Annotated in this window: 16 protein-coding genes, 1 tRNA gene and 1 riboswitch; of the genes, 15 read left to right on the top strand and 2 right to left on the bottom strand. The window is 45.2% G+C overall.

Features of this window, described 5'->3' with window-relative positions; genetic code table 11:
- The first annotated feature begins 36 nt into the window (after positions 1 to 36).
- From def to K6T91_02125, 14 genes are all read left to right on the top strand, one after another.
- On the top strand, positions 37 to 546 hold the full coding sequence (gene def, locus K6T91_02190; GenBank protein MCL6471602.1) for a peptide deformylase: 510 nt from the start codon (positions 37 to 39) through the stop codon (positions 544 to 546).
- Positions 547 to 795: 249 nt separating this feature from the next.
- The gene (gene fmt, locus K6T91_02185; GenBank protein ID MCL6471601.1) at positions 796 to 1,761 is read left to right on the top strand and encodes a methionyl-tRNA formyltransferase; all 966 of its coding nucleotides are present in this window, start codon (positions 796 to 798) and stop codon (positions 1,759 to 1,761) included.
- Between the two features lie 44 nt (positions 1,762 to 1,805).
- Positions 1,806 to 3,152, top strand: a complete 1,347-nt coding sequence (rsmB, locus tag K6T91_02180) for a 16S rRNA (cytosine(967)-C(5))-methyltransferase RsmB (protein MCL6471600.1) — start codon at positions 1,806 to 1,808, stop codon at positions 3,150 to 3,152.
- Between the two features lie 119 nt (positions 3,153 to 3,271).
- A complete protein-coding gene (rpe, locus tag K6T91_02175) occupies positions 3,272 to 3,940 on the top strand; it encodes a ribulose-phosphate 3-epimerase (protein MCL6471599.1) in 669 nt (222 codons plus the stop codon).
- A gap of 45 nt (positions 3,941 to 3,985) precedes the next feature.
- Positions 3,986 to 4,166, top strand: a riboswitch (FMN riboswitch).
- 104 nt (positions 4,167 to 4,270) lie between these two features.
- Positions 4,271 to 5,443, top strand: a complete 1,173-nt coding sequence (gene ribD, locus K6T91_02170) for a bifunctional diaminohydroxyphosphoribosylaminopyrimidine deaminase/5-amino-6-(5-phosphoribosylamino)uracil reductase RibD (protein MCL6471598.1) — start codon at positions 4,271 to 4,273, stop codon at positions 5,441 to 5,443.
- Between the two features lie 12 nt (positions 5,444 to 5,455).
- Complete coding sequence (locus tag K6T91_02165; GenBank protein MCL6471597.1) at positions 5,456 to 6,100, top strand: riboflavin synthase; 645 nt, start codon at positions 5,456 to 5,458, stop codon at positions 6,098 to 6,100.
- Between the two features lie 169 nt (positions 6,101 to 6,269).
- Complete coding sequence (locus K6T91_02160; GenBank protein ID MCL6471596.1) at positions 6,270 to 7,529, top strand: bifunctional 3,4-dihydroxy-2-butanone-4-phosphate synthase/GTP cyclohydrolase II; 1,260 nt, start codon at positions 6,270 to 6,272, stop codon at positions 7,527 to 7,529.
- 127 nt (positions 7,530 to 7,656) lie between these two features.
- A complete protein-coding gene (gene ribE, locus K6T91_02155) occupies positions 7,657 to 8,118 on the top strand; it encodes a 6,7-dimethyl-8-ribityllumazine synthase (GenBank protein MCL6471595.1) in 462 nt (153 codons plus the stop codon).
- A gap of 64 nt (positions 8,119 to 8,182) precedes the next feature.
- Positions 8,183 to 8,527, top strand: a complete 345-nt coding sequence (locus tag K6T91_02150) for a phosphomannose isomerase type II C-terminal cupin domain (GenBank protein ID MCL6471594.1) — start codon at positions 8,183 to 8,185, stop codon at positions 8,525 to 8,527.
- 400 nt (positions 8,528 to 8,927) lie between these two features.
- Positions 8,928 to 9,344 (top strand): RrF2 family transcriptional regulator, encoded by a 417-nt coding sequence (locus tag K6T91_02145; GenBank protein ID MCL6471593.1) that lies wholly within the window; start codon positions 8,928 to 8,930, stop codon positions 9,342 to 9,344.
- Between the two features lie 23 nt (positions 9,345 to 9,367).
- Positions 9,368 to 10,867 carry a glutamate--tRNA ligase gene (gltX, locus tag K6T91_02140; protein MCL6471592.1) on the top strand — a complete coding sequence of 500 codons (1,500 nt, stop codon included), beginning with the start codon at positions 9,368 to 9,370 and terminating at the stop codon, positions 10,865 to 10,867.
- A 101-nt stretch (positions 10,868 to 10,968) separates the two neighbouring features.
- Positions 10,969 to 11,039, top strand: a tRNA-Gln gene (locus K6T91_02135).
- Between the two features lie 174 nt (positions 11,040 to 11,213).
- On the top strand, positions 11,214 to 11,813 hold the full coding sequence (locus K6T91_02130) for a tetratricopeptide repeat protein (GenBank protein ID MCL6471591.1): 600 nt from the start codon (positions 11,214 to 11,216) through the stop codon (positions 11,811 to 11,813).
- A 143-nt stretch (positions 11,814 to 11,956) separates the two neighbouring features.
- The gene (locus K6T91_02125; protein ID MCL6471590.1) at positions 11,957 to 13,363 is read left to right on the top strand and encodes a CZB domain-containing protein; all 1,407 of its coding nucleotides are present in this window, start codon (positions 11,957 to 11,959) and stop codon (positions 13,361 to 13,363) included.
- Here the strand turns inward: K6T91_02125 and K6T91_02120 are convergent.
- A complete protein-coding gene (locus K6T91_02120) occupies positions 13,360 to 14,841 on the bottom strand; it encodes an HD domain-containing protein (protein MCL6471589.1) in 1,482 nt (493 codons plus the stop codon). The genes K6T91_02125 and K6T91_02120 overlap by 4 nt on opposite strands.
- Positions 14,826 to 15,017: a hypothetical protein gene (locus K6T91_02115; protein ID MCL6471588.1), complete on the bottom strand. Its 192-nt coding sequence runs from the start codon at positions 15,015 to 15,017 to the stop codon at positions 14,826 to 14,828. The genes K6T91_02120 and K6T91_02115 overlap by 16 nt, the downstream gene beginning before the upstream one ends.
- A 304-nt stretch (positions 15,018 to 15,321) precedes the next feature.
- Here K6T91_02115 and K6T91_02110 point away from each other — a divergent pair, with 304 nt between their 5' ends.
- A complete protein-coding gene (locus K6T91_02110) occupies positions 15,322 to 16,911 on the top strand; it encodes a CZB domain-containing protein (protein MCL6471587.1) in 1,590 nt (529 codons plus the stop codon).
- The last annotated feature ends 81 nt before the right edge of the window (positions 16,912 to 16,992 follow it).

Below are 16,992 nucleotides of genomic sequence, written 5' to 3'. Positions count from 1 at the left end.
ATCGATTTTTGGTAGAGTTATATAGGAGGAAGTAATGTGGCAGTTTTGCCGATTAGAAGTTTTCCAGATCCGGTATTAAAGGAAAAAACAAAACCGGTTGAAAAAATAGACGGTGAAATAAATCTGCTTATAAAAAATATGGCTGATACGATGTATGCTGCGCCTGGAGTCGGGCTTGCCGCAAACCAGGTGGGTGTAGTAAAGCGCGTTATGGTTGTAGATACCAGTGACAAACACCAGGAGCTTAGGGTCTACATTAACCCTGAAATAACCTGGTATAGCGATGAAATAGAGGAAGATGAAGAGGGTTGCCTTAGTATTTTCCCAAGCGAAATACAAGTAGTGGTTCCCCGTTCAGTAAAAATCAGGTTCAAGGCTATAAATGAAAAGGGAGAACCTGTTGAATTCGAGGCTGATGGACTTCTTGCGCGAGCATTGCAACACGAAGTGGATCACCTAAACGGCGTCCTTATATTAGATAGGACTACCCCTGAGGAGAGGCGGCGCGCACTAAAACTACTTGCCGAGAAAAGACCGTTAGCGTAGGGAGTGTCGAATAACGAATTATTAATCCCTCTCCCCTGTGTGTGGGGGAGGTTAGGTGAGAGGGGTTCCCTTGTTATTTGCTTCCATGCTAGGAGCTAATCCTTGAGCTTACGTGGCAATCTCAATGGGTCAGATAGTTATATCTAACCTTAAACTATAACTTTATAGTGTTATTGATAGCTACATACAACTAGAGATAGAGGGAATAATTAAAAGACTAAAGCTAAAGTACATACATTAGAGGTACAAATGCGCGTATTTTTTATGGGCACCCCGCAATTAGCGGTCCCGGTATTAAAAAGCATTATACAATCAAAACATGAAGTTGTCCTTGTCGTAACACAGCCTGATAAACCAGTTGGGCGCCAGCTGAAAATAGGTGCTTCTCCGATAAAGCTTCTTGCCTTGTCTGAGGGGCTTCCAGTTATTCAGCCTGTTACAATGAAGGACGAGGACTTCCGTAAAAAGTTGGAAGAGCTAAAGCCCGATATTGGTGTCGTATTTGCCTATGGCAAGATCCTGCCGCAATGGCTTCTTGACCTTCCAAGACATGGCGTTATAAATGTACATGCCTCGCTTCTTCCGAGGTGGAGGGGTGCAGCTCCGATTCAGAGAGCTATTATGGCTGGCGATAAGGTAACGGGTACGACAATCATGCAGGTCGTCAAGGAGTTGGATGCAGGGGATATCTTGCTTCAAAAGGAGATAGAAATTTCACCGCAAGATACCGCGGAGACGCTGGCTTTGCGAATATCTGATGCTTCAGCTGTGCTAATGGTAGAAGCGTTAGATAGAATAGAAGCTGGAACGATAACCCCGCGCAAGCAAGAGGAATCAGGTATTACCTATGCCGAGAAGATAACTGATGCAGACCTTGAGATTAACTGGGATAATTCTGCTGATAATATCATCAACCAAATAAGAGGATTAAATCCAAAACCGGGTGCACATACACACTTCGATGAAACTCTTCTTAAGGTTTGGTGGGTAGCAAAGGCGCCCGAGATAAAAAAACAAGGAGAGCCTGGCACGATAGTTCATATAGATAAACACAATGGCCCCTATGTTGCAACTACAACCGATGCCCTGTTGCTTGTTGAGGTCCAGCCTGCCAACAGGAAGAAAATGGGCGGTGCTGAGTTTATCCGCGGCTACCGGCTCAAAGTCGGAGACAAGTTAGGGTTCAGGGGCCAAGGTCCAGGGGCCAGGGTTTAATTTCTCTCCCTCGTGGGAGAGGTTGGGTGAGGGGGTAAAGGAGTATTAATGACAAATCGTCTCGAGAGATTGCATTAGAAGTCATTCATCGTGTCACTAAAGGTGGCGCGTATGCTAACATCCTTTTGCCCAAGAAACTTGCGCAAAGCAGGCTTGATAAAAGAGACAGGGCTTTTGTTACTGAGCTTACCTATGGCACTTTAAGAGCACTTGGGACGCTTGATTGGATTATAAAGCAGTTCTCAAAGCAAAAACTCGATAAAATCCCTGACCTAGTCCTTGATTTACTGCGCATGTCTATCTACCAGATTATATACATGGATGTTCCCGACCATGCTGCGGTAAATGAGGCTGTTGTTATAGCAAAGAGCTATTTTCATCCCGGCATATCAAAGTTTGTAAATGGGGTTTTGCGGGCCATCGCTCGCGGGCAGGACAAAATTCCCTGGCCCAGGAAGGATAAAGACCCAGCCAGGTACATCTCACTGAAGTACTTTCATCCCCTATGGTTGGTTAAGATGTGGATTGAGGATTTTGGTGTTGATGAGACCCAGGCTCTTTGTAAAGCAAATAACCGTCCTCCGAAATTAACTGTCCGGGTAAACATGTTAAAGACCACGCCTGAGAAGCTAACCGAGATATTTGAGAAGGCGGGATGGGAAGTCAACCCAGGTAAGTATCTGGAAGAAGCTCTTGTTGTAAATGGTGTGGGTGATTTAAGCAGCCTGCCTCAGTACAAGAAAGGCTATTTCTACGTGCAGGATGAGAGTTCTATGATAATAAGTCATGTCGTTGACCCACAGCCAGGTGAAACTATATTGGATATCGCCGCGGCACCCGGCGGAAAAACAACTCACATAGCAGAGCTTATGGAAAATAATGGGCAGATTCTATCGGTTGATATTAACCCAAACCGTGTCAACTTGATGAGAGAAAATATCCGGCGTATGGGGGCAAGTATCGCCCAGGCTATCAGAGCAGATGCAACAAAACTTAAGCCGGTAATAAAGAAGCCGGTCGATAGGGTTCTATGCGATGTACCGTGTTCAGGTTTGGGTGTGCTTGCCAGGAGACCTGATGCCAGATGGACAAAAAACCCTGAGCAAATCGAAGAACTCTCAAGCCTGCAAACTAAGATGCTAACTTCCGTTGCTGATTTTGTAAAGCCAGGCGGTGTTCTCGTCTACTCTGTCTGCACAATAGACAAGCCGGAAACCCGGCTTGTCGTTGAGAGATTCTTAAGGATAAGGGAGGACTTTTACGTTGACGATGTCGCCCCCTACCTGCCAGAGTCCCTTCGAAGCGATGTGCGTGACGGCACTATCCAACTCATGCCGAATCGCCATGGCATAGACGGACTATTTATAGCAAGGCTGAGAAGGATAGCTTGAGGGGAGGTGCTAGAAGAGGGTGAAAATCTGCCGATAATATATTAATATAAGCAGGTATTGTCAGGCTATGACGGGCAAACTTGCCATTTCTATATTATTGAAAGATTGAAAGGATTTTTATGGACAGAGAAATACTTATAGCCCCGTCGATATTATCAGCGGATTTTTCTTGTTTAGTCGATGATGTTGCGAAAGCAACAGAAGGCGGGGCGGATTTACTCCATGTCGATGTCATGGACGGGCATTTTGTGCCAAATATTACCATAGGCCCACTGGTGGTAGAGTCGCTGAGGAGAAAAACGTCTCTGCCGCTTGATGTTCATCTGATGATTGAGAGCCCTGAGAGATACATCGACCGGTTCATCGAGGCCGGTGCGTCCTGGATTTCGTTCCATGTAGAGGCTACAAACCATGCGCATCGTGTTATCCAGAGGATTAAGGAATATCCGGGTATAAAGGCCGGTCTTGCCTTAAATCCTGCAACACCGGTAACGCACCTGCATTACCTGCTTGAGGATCTAGATTTTGTTGTCGTGATGTCGGTAAACCCTGGTTTTGGCGGCCAGAAGTTTATTCCCAGTGCACTCGATAAGATTGAGGTCGTTCGCCACATGATAGATTCCAAAGGACTTGATGTAAAAATCCAGGTAGATGGCGGTATTTCTGAGAAGAACGCAGATAGGGTCGTCCTAAAAGGGGCGGATATACTTGTGGCAGGTTCTGCAGTATTCGGTACCAAAGATATACCCCAGGCGGTAAGGGGTATCCGCAAAGCCGCGTCTATTTAGCTTGCATAACGATTCCGTTACTGATAAAATTAACTATAACTTAATATGAACCTTCGGGGCAGGGTGAGATTCCCGACCGGCGGTAATTTCAGAGTTAAACTCTTGAATTAAGCCCGCGAGCCTGCATGTAGGTAAAAGTTAGGAAACGAATGCTCTTTACCTGCGTTTAGGCAGATCCGGTGGGATTCCGGAGCCGACAGTATAGTCTGGATGGGAGAAGGTTAAGGCTAAAGTATACGTTTATATGTATGCTTGTATATTGCGCCTGGCTTTCTCCTGGGCGTTTTTTATTTGCCTTGAAAAGTTAAAGCAACAAGGTGTTAAGGAGAAATGACGGGGAGTTTTGGTCTTTCATTTTATGAGGCGCATATGCGCAGAGCGATTGAACTTGCTGAGCAGGGGCGGGGAACAACCAGCCCAAATCCGATGGTGGGAGCGGTAATTATCAAGGACGACCGGGTAATAGCTGAAGGCTATCACAAGAAGGCGGGAGAGCCGCATGCCGAGATAAATGCTCTAAATAATGCGACCGAAGATGTGGCAGGCGCGACAATGGTGGTCTCCCTTGAGCCATGCAACCATTACGGGAAAACCCCTCCCTGCACAGAGGCAATTATAAGTGCAGGTATAAGCAAGGTTATAGTTGGGATGATCGATCCTAACCCTAAATGCGCAGGTAGCGGAATCAAAAGATTAAGGGATGCGGGTATAAAGGTTGAGTATGGTATTCTTTCAGAACAGGTTGCAAAGCAGAACGAAGTCTTCATAAAATACATTACAACCCACAGGCCGTTTGTAACAGTAAAGGCGGCAATCAGCATGGACGGCAAGATTGCCGAATCACCTGGAACAGCTACCGCTATAACCGGAAACGATGCAAGGCAAAGCGTACATGAACTCAGGAATGAGAGCGATGCGATTATGGTAGGCATCGGAACGGTTCTGGCTGATGATCCCCTACTAAATACAAGGCTGGACCGTGTGGGCACTAAGAATCCGATTCGGATTATTGTTGATTCGGCGGCAAAAATTCCGCTTGAGAGCAAGATTGTGCAAACAGCTTCCGAGATAAAGACAATTGTTGCAACCACAATGGCGGCCCCCGCAAAGAATATAAAAGCCTTAAGGGAAAAAGGCGTTGAGGTAATTGAAATCGACTCTTGGAACGGCAAGGTAGACCTCGAAGTACTAATGGAGGAGCTTGCCAATCGTGAGATATCAAGCATAATTGTCGAGGGTGGGGGTAAACTTATTGCTTCTCTTGTTAAAGCTGACCTGGTGGATAAGTACTTAATATATGTAGCGCCGAAGCTGATTGGTGAGCAGGGCGTCGATTTCGTAGGTGGTAATTTAAGCTCGATTATAGACTTGAGAATCCGTTATGTTGGCACAATCGGTGAAGATATATTTATACAGGCGTACCCAAGCAGTCGCAGGCAGGCGGCGTTGCTAAACGAAGCTCGAGCCATCCAGGCGGCTGTCTCTAAACAAGGCATTATTTGAGGTATTGATGGGATGTTTACAGGCATAATCGAAGAGCTTGGAACTACAAAATCAATAAGAAGAGCTGGGAAAGACTTTGTTATAGAAATAGAGGCCCCCTCGCTCGTTCCAGAGCTTGCAATTGGGGATTCAGTTGCAGTAAATGGGGTCTGCCTTACGGTTACAGCTAAGTCGGACACAAGCTTTACAGTTGATGTAATGCCCGAAACGGTTGCAAAAACCGACTTAGGCGAATTAAGGGTAGGTGAGAAAGTCAACTTAGAGCGTGCACTTACCTTATCGGCACGGCTTGGTGGGCATATAGTTGCAGGCCATGTCGATGCTGTCGGTACGATCAAGTCCAAAGTTGCCGAGAAAAATGCGCTTCTTATTAAGATAACAGCACCCGAGTCAGTAACCCGCTATCTAATTGACAGGGGTTCGATAGCTATTGACGGTATCAGCCTTACCGTTATGGATTATGGCGATGATTATGTATCTGTGTCGATCATCCCTCATACGGCAAAGGTTACGACTCTGGGCTTTAAAGAACCGGGCGATAAGGTCAACCTCGAGTCGGATTTGATTGGCAAATACGTCGAGAAGTTCTTAAGCAAAGAAAAGGAAAAGAAATCCGGCCTTACAATGGAGAAACTACGTGATTTTGGATTCGCATAATAAAGAAGACTAAGAGCCGATGGCAACCGGTTGCAGTATACCGAAAGGGTCAATGCCGGAAGGAGGAGCCTGGGTTGGCTCTTGTGTAAATATAAAGCGGGTGAAGGGTAAGCTAACGGGCGTTAGTCAGCAACAACCTTAAGTCAGTAAGCAGGAAAGGTGAGGCAAGATGTTGGATAGGATTGAGGATGCGATAGAAGATATACGAAATGGCAAGATAATAATCGTTGTCGACGATGAGGATAGAGAGAACGAGGGCGATTTTGTAATGGCTGCCGAGAAAGTCACGCCTGAGGCGATAAACTTTATGGCAAAGAATGGCAGGGGACTTATCTGCATGCCATGCATCCCTGAGAGGCTAGATGAGCTGGGCATCCGGCCGATGGTTCAGAATAATACGTCAGAGCAAGGAACGGCGTTTACTGTGTCGATTGGCGCCAAAGGAAAGATTACAACCGGTATATCTGCAAGAGACAGGGCAGTTACTATCCAAACGGTAGTTGATCCTAAGAGTAGACCCGAGGATATCTCTATGCCCGGACATGTCTTCCCTCTCAGGGCTAAGAGAGGTGGCGTACTCGAGCGGGCTGGACATACAGAGACGGCTGTTGACCTGGCGAGGCTTGCAGGCCTTTTCCCCGCCGGCGTAATCTGCGAGATTATGAACGAAGACGGTACAATGGCGAGGCTTCCTCAGCTAAGGAAGGTAGCGGACAAATTCGGCTTAAAACTTGTAAGTGTGGCTGATTTGATCGCATATAGGAGAAAGACCGAGAAGCTAGTGGAGCGCGTTGCAGAGGTGAATCTACCAACCAGTTATGGTGTTTTTAAGGCGATAGGTTATCGCTGCTCACTTGATGGTAAAGAATATTTCGCTCTAGTTAAAGGAGATGTGGAAGGTAAAGAAAATGTGCTTGTAAGGGTCCACTCTGAGTGTCTTACGGGGGATATCTTCCATTCGCTGCGCTGCGACTGTGGTGACCAGCTTGAAGCTGCTCTAAGGATGATCGATGAAGAAGGGCAAGGAGTTCTGCTTTATATCCTAGGGCATGAAGGACGGGGAATCGGTCTTTTAAATAAGCTAAGAGCTTATGAACTGCAGGAGAACGGCAGGGATACCGTTCAGGCAAATAACGAACTTGGCTTTCCTGCTGACTTAAGGGATTATGGGATGGGTGCGCAAATACTCGCAGACCTTGGCTTAAGCTCAATACGGCTTATGACCAACAACCCCAAAAAGATAGTAGGCTTAGAAGGCTATGGTTTGAAAATAGTGGAGAGGGTTCCTTTGGAGGTAAAACCTACCGAATACAACATCCACTATCTGCAGACCAAGAAAGATAAAATGAATCATATGTTGGAAGATGTACAGGGCCCCGAGCTTGGGAAGCAGGGTCCAGGCAAACCTGAGCATATTATTACGGTGTAGGATAGCTAAACAGCTTGATGATAGATAAAATTTTGTGGTTATTTATGGGTCTGTGGTAGGAGTCTAAGCTAGGGTTTGATATGATACAACTCTGAACCCAGGACCCTGATAATTAGGAGGTCGTTTAATGCAAACCTACGAAGGAAATTTGATTGCAAAGGATTTGAAGTTTGGCATTGTTGTTGGCCGTTTTAACGAGTTTATCGGAAGTAGATTGCTTGATGGGGCTTTAGATGCTCTAAAGAGGCATGGTGCGGATGATGATGCGGTGCACGTGGCGTGGACGCCTGGATCTTTTGAGATTCCGCTTGCTGCCAAGAAAATGGCTGAGAGCGGCCGCTATGATGCCATCATCTGTCTTGGAGCTGTTATCAGAGGCTCGACTCCACACTTTGATTATGTTGCTGGCGAGGTCGCCAAGGGAATAGCTAAGATAAATCTTGACCACGGAGTGCCCGTGATCTTTGGGATTGTAACCACTGATAGCATAGAGCAGGCGATAGAGCGGGCGGGCACCAAAAATGGAAACAAAGGTTGGCAGGCTGCAGTGGCTGCTATCGAGATGGCTAATCTAATAAAAGCGATATAGCTGTCAAGTTATATATGCTTGCACTAGTTTTTGATTAATGATTAGATTTAACTGGTGATAAATTATGAAAGTAGAAAAGCCGTGGGGGTTTTACAAGCAGTATGCTCACAACAAGACTTGCTCAGTAAAACTCCTAACCCTGAATCCTGGTCAGGAAACAAGCCTTCACTGGCATAACTTAAGAAGCGATGCCTGGGTTGTACTTGATGGCGGTGTAAGGGTTCAGATAGGTGAGGAGCTTCACGACGCGAAGATAGGCGAGGAGTTTTTTATTCCGTCCGGTACCGTCCACAGATTAATGTCCATAGGCAAGAGCCCGGCTCGAGTCCTGGAGATAGCTTTTGGCTACAATAGCGAGGACGACAATCATCGCTTGGCGGACGACTACGGTCGGGAATTAGAGCTTTAATCTAAAATTAACGGTAAGTCTCCGGCCGATGTAGCTTGCTGTTAGGTAAAGCATTCAGGAGGAGAACGGCTTCTTTGCTGCATCCCGGGGGCACGTTAACGTATTGCGTAAAAGCTCTGAAGGGGTTTTTGACTATAAGTTAACCGAGAAAGAAAAGCCGCCCTCTTCCTGAATATTGGTTTTAAAAAAGCGCGTTTTGGTAAATTAAATAATTTTTAGCGTCAGGTTGACTACAAAATCAGAAAATCCTATTATATTACTAGGATTTTATCCGTTATGAGCGGTTGTTGTCAAGCATTAATCTTGAACTAGTCACTATAACATTCTTTACCGAGGACAAAATCGGTATTCAGTAGAGCGCAGGACGGAAGTTTGGGAATCCAGGTTTGGGGGATTTAAGATGAAAATGTCAACCAGAGGGCGTTATGGTACAAGGGCAATGCTGGACATTGCGCTAAACTATGAGAAAGGCCCGGTCTCATTGAAAGACATGGCCGAGAGGCAAGAGATCTCGGTTAAATATTTGGAGCAGTTGATTCCGCCATTAAAAGCCGTCGGACTTATTAGAAGCATTCGCGGGGCTGGTGGAGGCTATACTTTAACGAGGCATCCGAGTCAAATCAATCTTTTAGAAATTATGCAGGCTTTGGAGAGGATATCTCCCGTAGACTGCTTAGACTCGCCGGATGTGTGTCCTCGAGTCAAGCAGTGCGCTACCTATGATGTGTGGAAAGAGATACAGGACTCGACAAATAAAATTTTAAGTTCCATAACTCTGGCGGATATGATCGAGCGCCAGAAGGCAAAAATGGAATAGAACTTTTCGGCTCTGGAGGTTGAATGGACAAAATAAGGGTACGCTTTGCGCCCAGCCCGACCGGCTATTTACATATTGGCGGGGCGCGAACTGCACTTTTTAATTGGCTTTTTGCGCGCCACCACGATGGCGTTTTTATTTTGCGAATTGAAGATACGGATCGTGAGCGGTCTACTGAAGAGGCGATCCATGCCATCATTGAAGCAATGGATTGGCTTGGCCTCAGCTGGGATGAAGGACCATTCAGGCAAATGGATAGACTTGACCGCTACCGCGAAGAAGCAGAACGCCTGCTCACAGAAGGGAAAGCTTACAAGTGTTATTGCACTCCCGAGGAACTTGAGGAGAGAAGAAAAGCTGCCATAGAGCGAAAAGAAACATGGAAGTATGATCGGCGCTGTCTTACTCTAACTGAGAAGGAACGAATGGCTTGTGAACTTGAAGGCAGAAAGCCGGTTATCCGATTCAACTGCCCTGATTTTGGTGAAACTCTGATAAACGATCTCGTAAAAGGCCCTGTCGTATTTGAAAACGCGAACTTAGACGATTTTATTATGGTGAGAGCTGATGGCATTCCCACTTACAATTTTGCAGTCGTTATTGACGATCATGACATGGATATAACCCATGTTATAAGGGGAGATGATCACCTCTCAAATACTCCTCGACAGGTTCTTCTTTATCAGGCTTTGGGTTATAGTGTTCCCGAATTTGGGCATTTGCCGATGATATTGGGTCCGGATAAAACACGCCTCAGCAAGCGGCATGGAGCAACTGCGGTCGAGGCCTATCGGGATGAGGGATATCTGCCACAAGCTCTAATAAATTATCTTGCCCTTTTAGGGTGGGGGTATGGGGACCAGACCATTTTTAGCATTGATGAACTGATACATAAGTTTAGTCTGGATGGTGTAGGCAAATCTCCTGCGGTTTTTGATCCCGCGAAACTCGAATGGATGAATGGCGTATATATTCGGGAGTTGCCTATTGATGTTCTTGCCAAAATGATCAAGCCGTTTATGGTTAAAGCGGGTCTGATACCGGCCTCCGGTGTGGAGCAGCCAGAAGATATAACCTATATGCAGAAATCTGAACGGGGACTTGATCTCAGTAAATATGATGATAATTGGTTTAGGAGGCTTGCTGAGATTACTCAAGAGAGGCTGACTAAGCTTAGCGATATCATAGGGCTTAGCGATTTCTTTTTTCGCCGCGTTGAATACCAACCCGAAGCGGTACAAAAGGTACTCAAAAAGGAAGGTGTTCCCGAGGTTTTGCAGAAGGTAATAGAGACCCTTTCAGATTCCTTTGATTTTTATTCTGAAGAGATCGAAAAGAGGCTTCGCGGGCTTGTTGAGCAACAGGGCCTGAAACCCAAACTTGTATTTCAGCCCATAAGGGTAGCAATTACCGGCCGTACCGTAAGCCCGCCACTTTTTGAAACAATCGAGCTTTTAGGCCGCGATGCTACACTTGAGCGAATCGGCGAGGCGCTACATGTGCTAGAAATAAGCGACGATTAATTCTTATAGCTGAGCAAAAGCCTCTTACACCTTGAACTGAAGACGTTTTCGTGGTAGTATTTCCCTGTTAATCTCGTGTCTATCGCGAGATTAACCCTTGTTGGGGGGTCGTCTAATGGTAGGACAGCGGACTCTGGATCCGTATGTGAGGGTTCGACTCCTTCCCCCCCAGCAAATTAAAAAGAGCTGGTGAGCAACCAGCTCTTTTTAATTTGCTTAAGATTCGAAAATTAATAGCCAAAAATCGATTTTAAATTCTTGAGAGTGCTTAACATTTTCCTCCATGTTTACTTCGATTCTGCCTGGGTATAGCACTTTATAACGCGTTATGCCAGGAGGCTGAGCCATGGGAACAATCGATGACCAGAGCAAGGATTATCTTGAGAGGCTAGGAAGTGTCTTTTTGCAGGCAGGTCAATACGAAGACGCGGCTGCTGCTTTTGATAACGCTCTTGATATTGATCCGGATAATGACTCAGCTTGGTATCTTAAGGGCGTTTCTCTAACGGCTCTTGGCAGATATGAGGAAGCGTTGCTGGCTTATGACAAGGCTATTGAAATTAATCCTAGTGGAGCGCATGTTTGGAATGCTATAGGTATCACACTAAGGTTACTTGAGAAATTCAATGAAGCGATTAGCTACTTTGATAAGGCTATTGATCTAGATCCGAATGTTTTTGCAATTTGGTTCAATCAGGGCGACCTTTTTGGAGAGCTTGGTAAGTATGAGCAAGCTCTTTATTGCTACAATAAGGCATTGGAATTGAAAAGCGATAGTATACCTGCATGGCGCAATAAAGGCATGTGTATGGCCGCATTGGGACGATATAGAGAGGCTATCAGCTGCTTTAACAAAGTGCTTCAGCTTGACCCATCCGATCAGGACGCTATATCCAGGAGGAAGCATTTGCTCGCAATACTAAGAGACCAATCCCAGGCAAGCTAACCAAAGACCTTATACTATCTCCAAGCCGCGCATTTATATTAAGTGTACGCTAGTAATTCCGATAAGTAGTATTAGCAATAGTACATGGCATAGGAAAGTATCATAAGGCTTTCATTTATTAAGGATTTCGGGCGGTCTTAGAGATGGGTACTAAAAACAAGCTATATCTGGTAATTGCAGCGTTAGTTGGGCTCTTGTTTGCCATTGTGGCTTCATTAAATAACACAAACACCGAGATGGCAGATGCAGGCAAGATGGCCGCAAGATACTCCGACTTTAAAACGCAGATTGAGGCTTACCAAAACGAGCATACTGGTTGGGTTAATGCCTTATCAAACCATATGTTGCTTGGCACCAAGTTTAATAAACCTCTCGATCCACACAAATGCAATTTCGGTAGATGGTACTACAGTTATTTAGAATCGGAGGACTTCAAGTTTCAGAACTCTGAAAGGCAGGTTCTTTTGGAGCTGCTGGGAGAGCGGCACCGTCGCCTGCATGAGAGTGGAGCTGAGGTTGTCAGTGAACTACAGAAGGGCAACAAGAAAAACGCTTCTAAACTTTTCCAGAACAACATCCTGCCGACACTTACCGAACTAAACGATATAAATATCAAGCTCATCAATCTATCAAAAACTCAAAGTTATAAGTACGAAGCACTGGTTAAAAAAAGCATGGAAAACCAGCGGATGATGGGCCTTGCAGCGATGGTAATTCTCATTCTTATAGGCATTATCTTAGCCGCTGTCGTGATCGTTGAAAACGCTAACGCCTTTAGAGGTGTGAAAAGCTCGCTTCAGGATTTCTCGCTGGATATAGAGGATAAGAAAGATTCTGTGGACGATGAAATCGATAACATCGCCCAAGTGTTTAATATGGACAGAGATGTTATCAAAAGGACGGTCAATGCTGCTTTCCAAAGTACTGCTCAGCCAGAGCAGAAACCTTCACTTTTAGGTAAGACCACAACGAGTGTGATGGGTAGCCCTTTAAATGTCGTCTCGGAAGGGCCACATGGTACTGAGTATTATCCTACTGCACGGGAAGGCTCTCCTTCGGTACAAGTCCAAGATGTAGATTCTGGTATGCAGGTGAGCCAATATCTGAAAACGCTTGCTAATAACATATTAATGGTCTTAAAAGAAAATATGGGGGCGATAAGTGGCGATATAAGAATTGTTGACAGCAGGCGGAACATTTTGACCACCATAGCATCTTTTGGGCACTCTAACGATTTTACCAGGCGACTTCAGGCTGTTCCATTAGATAAGGCTGATTATCTAACAGTTGAGGCAATCCGCAGAAGAGTGCCATTAACGCATAATGAGGACAAGATGACGATTGAAAGGATCGCAACTTTAAGAGCGTGTGGCATGGAAGATTGCCGTTATGTGGTGGTGCCGATAGATTATATGGATGAGATAGTCGGCACGCTATTGCTAATATTTGACGGTAAAAGGGATTTCATGAGGTCTGAAATAGACCTATTGCGTACCATCAATGAGACAATGGGTTTAGGACAGGCTATTAAGAGAACTATTTCTAGCTAAGCGCTAATACTTTTATCTTCTTTGGTTTCTAGTTTGCAAAGCGTCTCGTTGCTGCTAATCTGCTTATTATTTAGAACTGCCATCAAAGCTCCGACAACTATAGGGTCATATTTGACGCCACTTTCGTTTATGATCTCTTGGATAACATCAGCTTCGCTTGCAGCATCGCGGTAAGCCCGTTTATTCATCATTGCATCATAAACATCCGCAACTGCAATGATTCGCGCATGCAATGGTATCAAGTCGCCGGAAAGACCTTCTGGGTAGCCGGAACCATCCAGCCTTTCGTGGTGATAAAGGACGGCGGGTACGACTCTCTGCAGGCTGCTTATCGGTGTGATTAGGTTCGCACCTGTTTTAGGATGTTCTTTTATCAGCTCGAACTCTTGCTTAGTCAGTGGTTCTGACTTGTTGAGTATTTCCGCTGGAACTTTTATCTTACCAATATCGTGTATCAAACCGGCGTCATAGGCTAAAATGATATCGTCTTCGGACAGATCCATTTCTGCAGCGATTGATCTCGCAAGTTCCGCGACTCTTTTTGAATGGTCGTTTGAGAACTGGTCTATTGTGTTGACTAAGTTATTAAGCACGGAGATATTGTTTACGAACGCTGTTTCAAGTTCGAAATACAGACGGCTGTTGTCAATAGCCGTACCGAGCATCGTACAGCTGGCGCGAATCGCCTCCCTTGTTTCCGGTGATACTGGGAAGGTGGACTTCCAGCCGATGGTCAATACCCCGATGGTTTCATTATGCGGCTTAATCCTTACGCTTGCAAAAGAACGAACAGAAAGCCTCTTTGCTATGTCTGAGCGATGTCCGTTAAAGTCTTCAATGGCCGCCATCAGAATCTCGTCATTATTTGACGCACCTATGCTTTCACGGGTCACTGCTGATATTAAGGGTAATATATCCGCCGGGAACCCGTATTGAGCCTCGAGATTAAAATTTCCGCTCTCATTGTTCTTTAGATAAAGGGCGGCAAGTCTGATCTCTGGGATGCAGGAGAGGCTCTCGATATACTTGTTCGCCAGCTTTTTAGGTGACGGTTTTTCGTTGATCGAGTAGGCTAAGCTACTGAACAAACCAAGAATTATTTTACGCCGCATCTGACGTTGACTGTCGATAAATTTATAATCCTCACCTTTCAGAAGGCTTATTGCGCTTTTCGAGTATTCAAGTCCTACCTTTTTCTCAAGTTCGGGCGATGGCGAAAAATATAAATCAACACAACACGGATTTGGGGCCTGCTCAGGACCACTTACCTGTATTATCTTACTATAACCGAAAAATAAGAAGCCAAGCCCGCCAACGATACCTTGCATAATGGAGCATAGCGAAGGTGATTTGCCTTCTGCAAAAGGGCAGCGCTTTATCTTAAATCGAATATGGTCTTTCTGTATTGACTCAGGAGCGATTGAATATCCAAGCTCATCATTAAAGAATTTGCTTAGTTCTCTTATAAAAAAAGCCATCCTCTGCTGATATTGAGGTTGTCGGTTTGTACATCTGATTTGGTTTCGATTTGTAGCTTTACTTGTGAAGCTATCTTAAGACCTAGACTAGATACTGTTGTTTGAGGAAGAAGGGCATCATCGATGGTTTTTGCAAACTGGTACAGGATACTTCTAAAGATATCATTAGATAGCAAACTTCACAACCCCTTATACCAAGCATATTTAATAAACGGCCGCATTTATAATATAAATTCGGCAGAAACACGTAGAACATTAGCGTTAGATATTTATGTGCCAGAATAATACAAATAAGTGCTAAAGCAGCACCATAAACGCTAAACTACCAGTATTTAGTATAGAATGCTAATAATTAAGCTAAAGACGTGGTAACTAGTACCGATACTGAAGCATATACAAAGAATTCGTATATCCTATCAATCTAACATTAATTTATGAATAGGGGCCGTGAAGAAGGTCAATTAATGGGGGTAAGGCTGTATGAAAATAAGTATTCAGAAGAAACTGTACTTAGCTTTTGGGGTGATGATCGCCCTGTTTGTTGTTGCAAGCATTATAAGCTACACAACAAATGCCAATATCTCAGAAGCAAACAAGGCGGTTACTAAGAGCGCCAAGTTTGAGAGCCAGGCAAAAACCTTTCAGAAGCAGCATGCCGATTGGCTTATTGCACTATCTAACCACTTGCTTGTGGGAACTCCATTTGATAAGACACTTAATCCGCATGAATGTGGCTTTGGCAAATGGTACTACAGTTACATCGAATCAGAGGAGTTCAAGCACGAGAAACCTGAGATAAAAAATGCCCTGAAAGCCCTCGAGGAGCCGCATCGGCACCTTCACGAAGGCGGAGCTGCAGTAATAAGCGAGATGAAGGAGGGTCGACGGGTCGACGCTATAAAGCTTTACAACGAGAATACCCTTCCTACTATTGCCAAACTTGACGGTATCTACAATGAGCTTGTTAAAGTCTCTGAGGGTGTAATGGAGAATAACCGCGAAAAAGCTGCGGCAAGTGAGGCAACTCAGAAAAATCTCATAATCCTGGTGGCCTTAGTCGGTGTTGTATTAGCCCTGGCTATATCTACCATGCTTACCAGGAATGTTGGCCGGGTGGTTGGTGAGATTATAGATGTATCTAATAATGTTGCCAACGCAGCTGACCAGATAGCTGCCGGCAACCAGGAACTATCGCAGAGGACCCAGGAGCAGGCATCCGCTCTTGAGGAGACTGCGGCAACAATTGAGCAGATGACCTCAACAGTTAAGCAAAACGCTGAGAATGCAGGCAAAGCCAACAGACTTGCACAGGGATCAGTAGAGATGGCCCAAAATGGCGGCAAGGTGGCGGAAGAGACCGTTGCCTCAATGAACGAGGTAACCGAGGCCAGTAAAAAGATCGCAGACATCATTGACGTTATCAACGAGATAGCATTTCAGACCAACCTTCTTGCCCTTAACGCTGCAGTTGAAGCAGCTAGAGCAGGTGAGCAAGGCAAGGGCTTTGCAGTAGTTGCCGGCGAGGTGAGAAATTTAGCCCAAAGGTCAGCTGAAGCTGCAAAAGAGATCCAGGAGCTCATTCAAGACTCCGTGGATAAGATAGGAAAAGGCAACAAACTTGTTGAAGAGTCCGGCAGGACTTTAAAAGAGATAATTAACTCAATTCAGCAGGTTGCAGATACTATCTCAGAGATATCAGCCGCCTCACAGGAGCAGGCTGCTGGTATTGACCAGGTAAACAAAGCGGTTACCATGATGGATGATGTTGTGCAGCAAAATGCCGCTTTGGTTGAGGAGAGCGCTGCTGCTTCACAAAGTCTTGCCATGGAGGCAGAAGAAATGAAGAAATCGATAATAGCTTTTGGTGGGGAGCGAAAAGGCGCAAGCAATAGTGCGACCTATGGTTTAGCAAAGCGGAAAAGTTATCGTAAGCCTGACAAGAAAACGGGCTTACAGCTAATCAAAAGCACAGCGTTTCCAAAAGAAGATGCAGCGAAAGCGCCTCTGGCCAAAGTAGCGGGCGCAGAAAACGTTGATATAGAGCTGGAAGAGAGTTTCGAAGACTTCTAAAAGAGATAGCATGCATCTAGCTTGATTGAAGTTAATGCAGGCGTCATCCTTTGTGCTTGATAGCTTGATAAGAATTTAGCT

The sequence above is a fragment of the Bacillota bacterium genome, from assembly GCA_023511485.1.
Taxonomy (GTDB): domain Bacteria; phylum Actinomycetota; class Aquicultoria; order Aquicultorales; family Aquicultoraceae; genus CADDYS01.
This window is presented reverse-complemented; position numbering and strand designations above follow the sequence as displayed.

Coding starts and splice junctions, on each gene's coding strand:
- fmt (MCL6471601.1), top strand. CDS start 796: ATGCGCGTATTTTTTATGGGCACCCCGCAATTAGCGGTCCCGGTATTA.
- rpe (MCL6471599.1), top strand. CDS start 3,272: ATGGACAGAGAAATACTTATAGCCCCGTCGATATTATCAGCGGATTTT.
- ribD (MCL6471598.1), top strand. CDS start 4,271: ATGACGGGGAGTTTTGGTCTTTCATTTTATGAGGCGCATATGCGCAGA.
- K6T91_02165 (MCL6471597.1), top strand. CDS start 5,456: ATGTTTACAGGCATAATCGAAGAGCTTGGAACTACAAAATCAATAAGA.
- K6T91_02160 (MCL6471596.1), top strand. CDS start 6,270: ATGTTGGATAGGATTGAGGATGCGATAGAAGATATACGAAATGGCAAG.
- ribE (MCL6471595.1), top strand. CDS start 7,657: ATGCAAACCTACGAAGGAAATTTGATTGCAAAGGATTTGAAGTTTGGC.
- K6T91_02150 (MCL6471594.1), top strand. CDS start 8,183: ATGAAAGTAGAAAAGCCGTGGGGGTTTTACAAGCAGTATGCTCACAAC.
- K6T91_02145 (MCL6471593.1), top strand. CDS start 8,928: ATGAAAATGTCAACCAGAGGGCGTTATGGTACAAGGGCAATGCTGGAC.
- gltX (MCL6471592.1), top strand. CDS start 9,368: ATGGACAAAATAAGGGTACGCTTTGCGCCCAGCCCGACCGGCTATTTA.
- K6T91_02130 (MCL6471591.1), top strand. CDS start 11,214: ATGGGAACAATCGATGACCAGAGCAAGGATTATCTTGAGAGGCTAGGA.
- K6T91_02125 (MCL6471590.1), top strand. CDS start 11,957: ATGGGTACTAAAAACAAGCTATATCTGGTAATTGCAGCGTTAGTTGGG.
- K6T91_02120 (MCL6471589.1), bottom strand. CDS start 14,841: ATGGCTTTTTTTATAAGAGAACTAAGCAAATTCTTTAATGATGAGCTT.
- K6T91_02110 (MCL6471587.1), top strand. CDS start 15,322: ATGAAAATAAGTATTCAGAAGAAACTGTACTTAGCTTTTGGGGTGATG.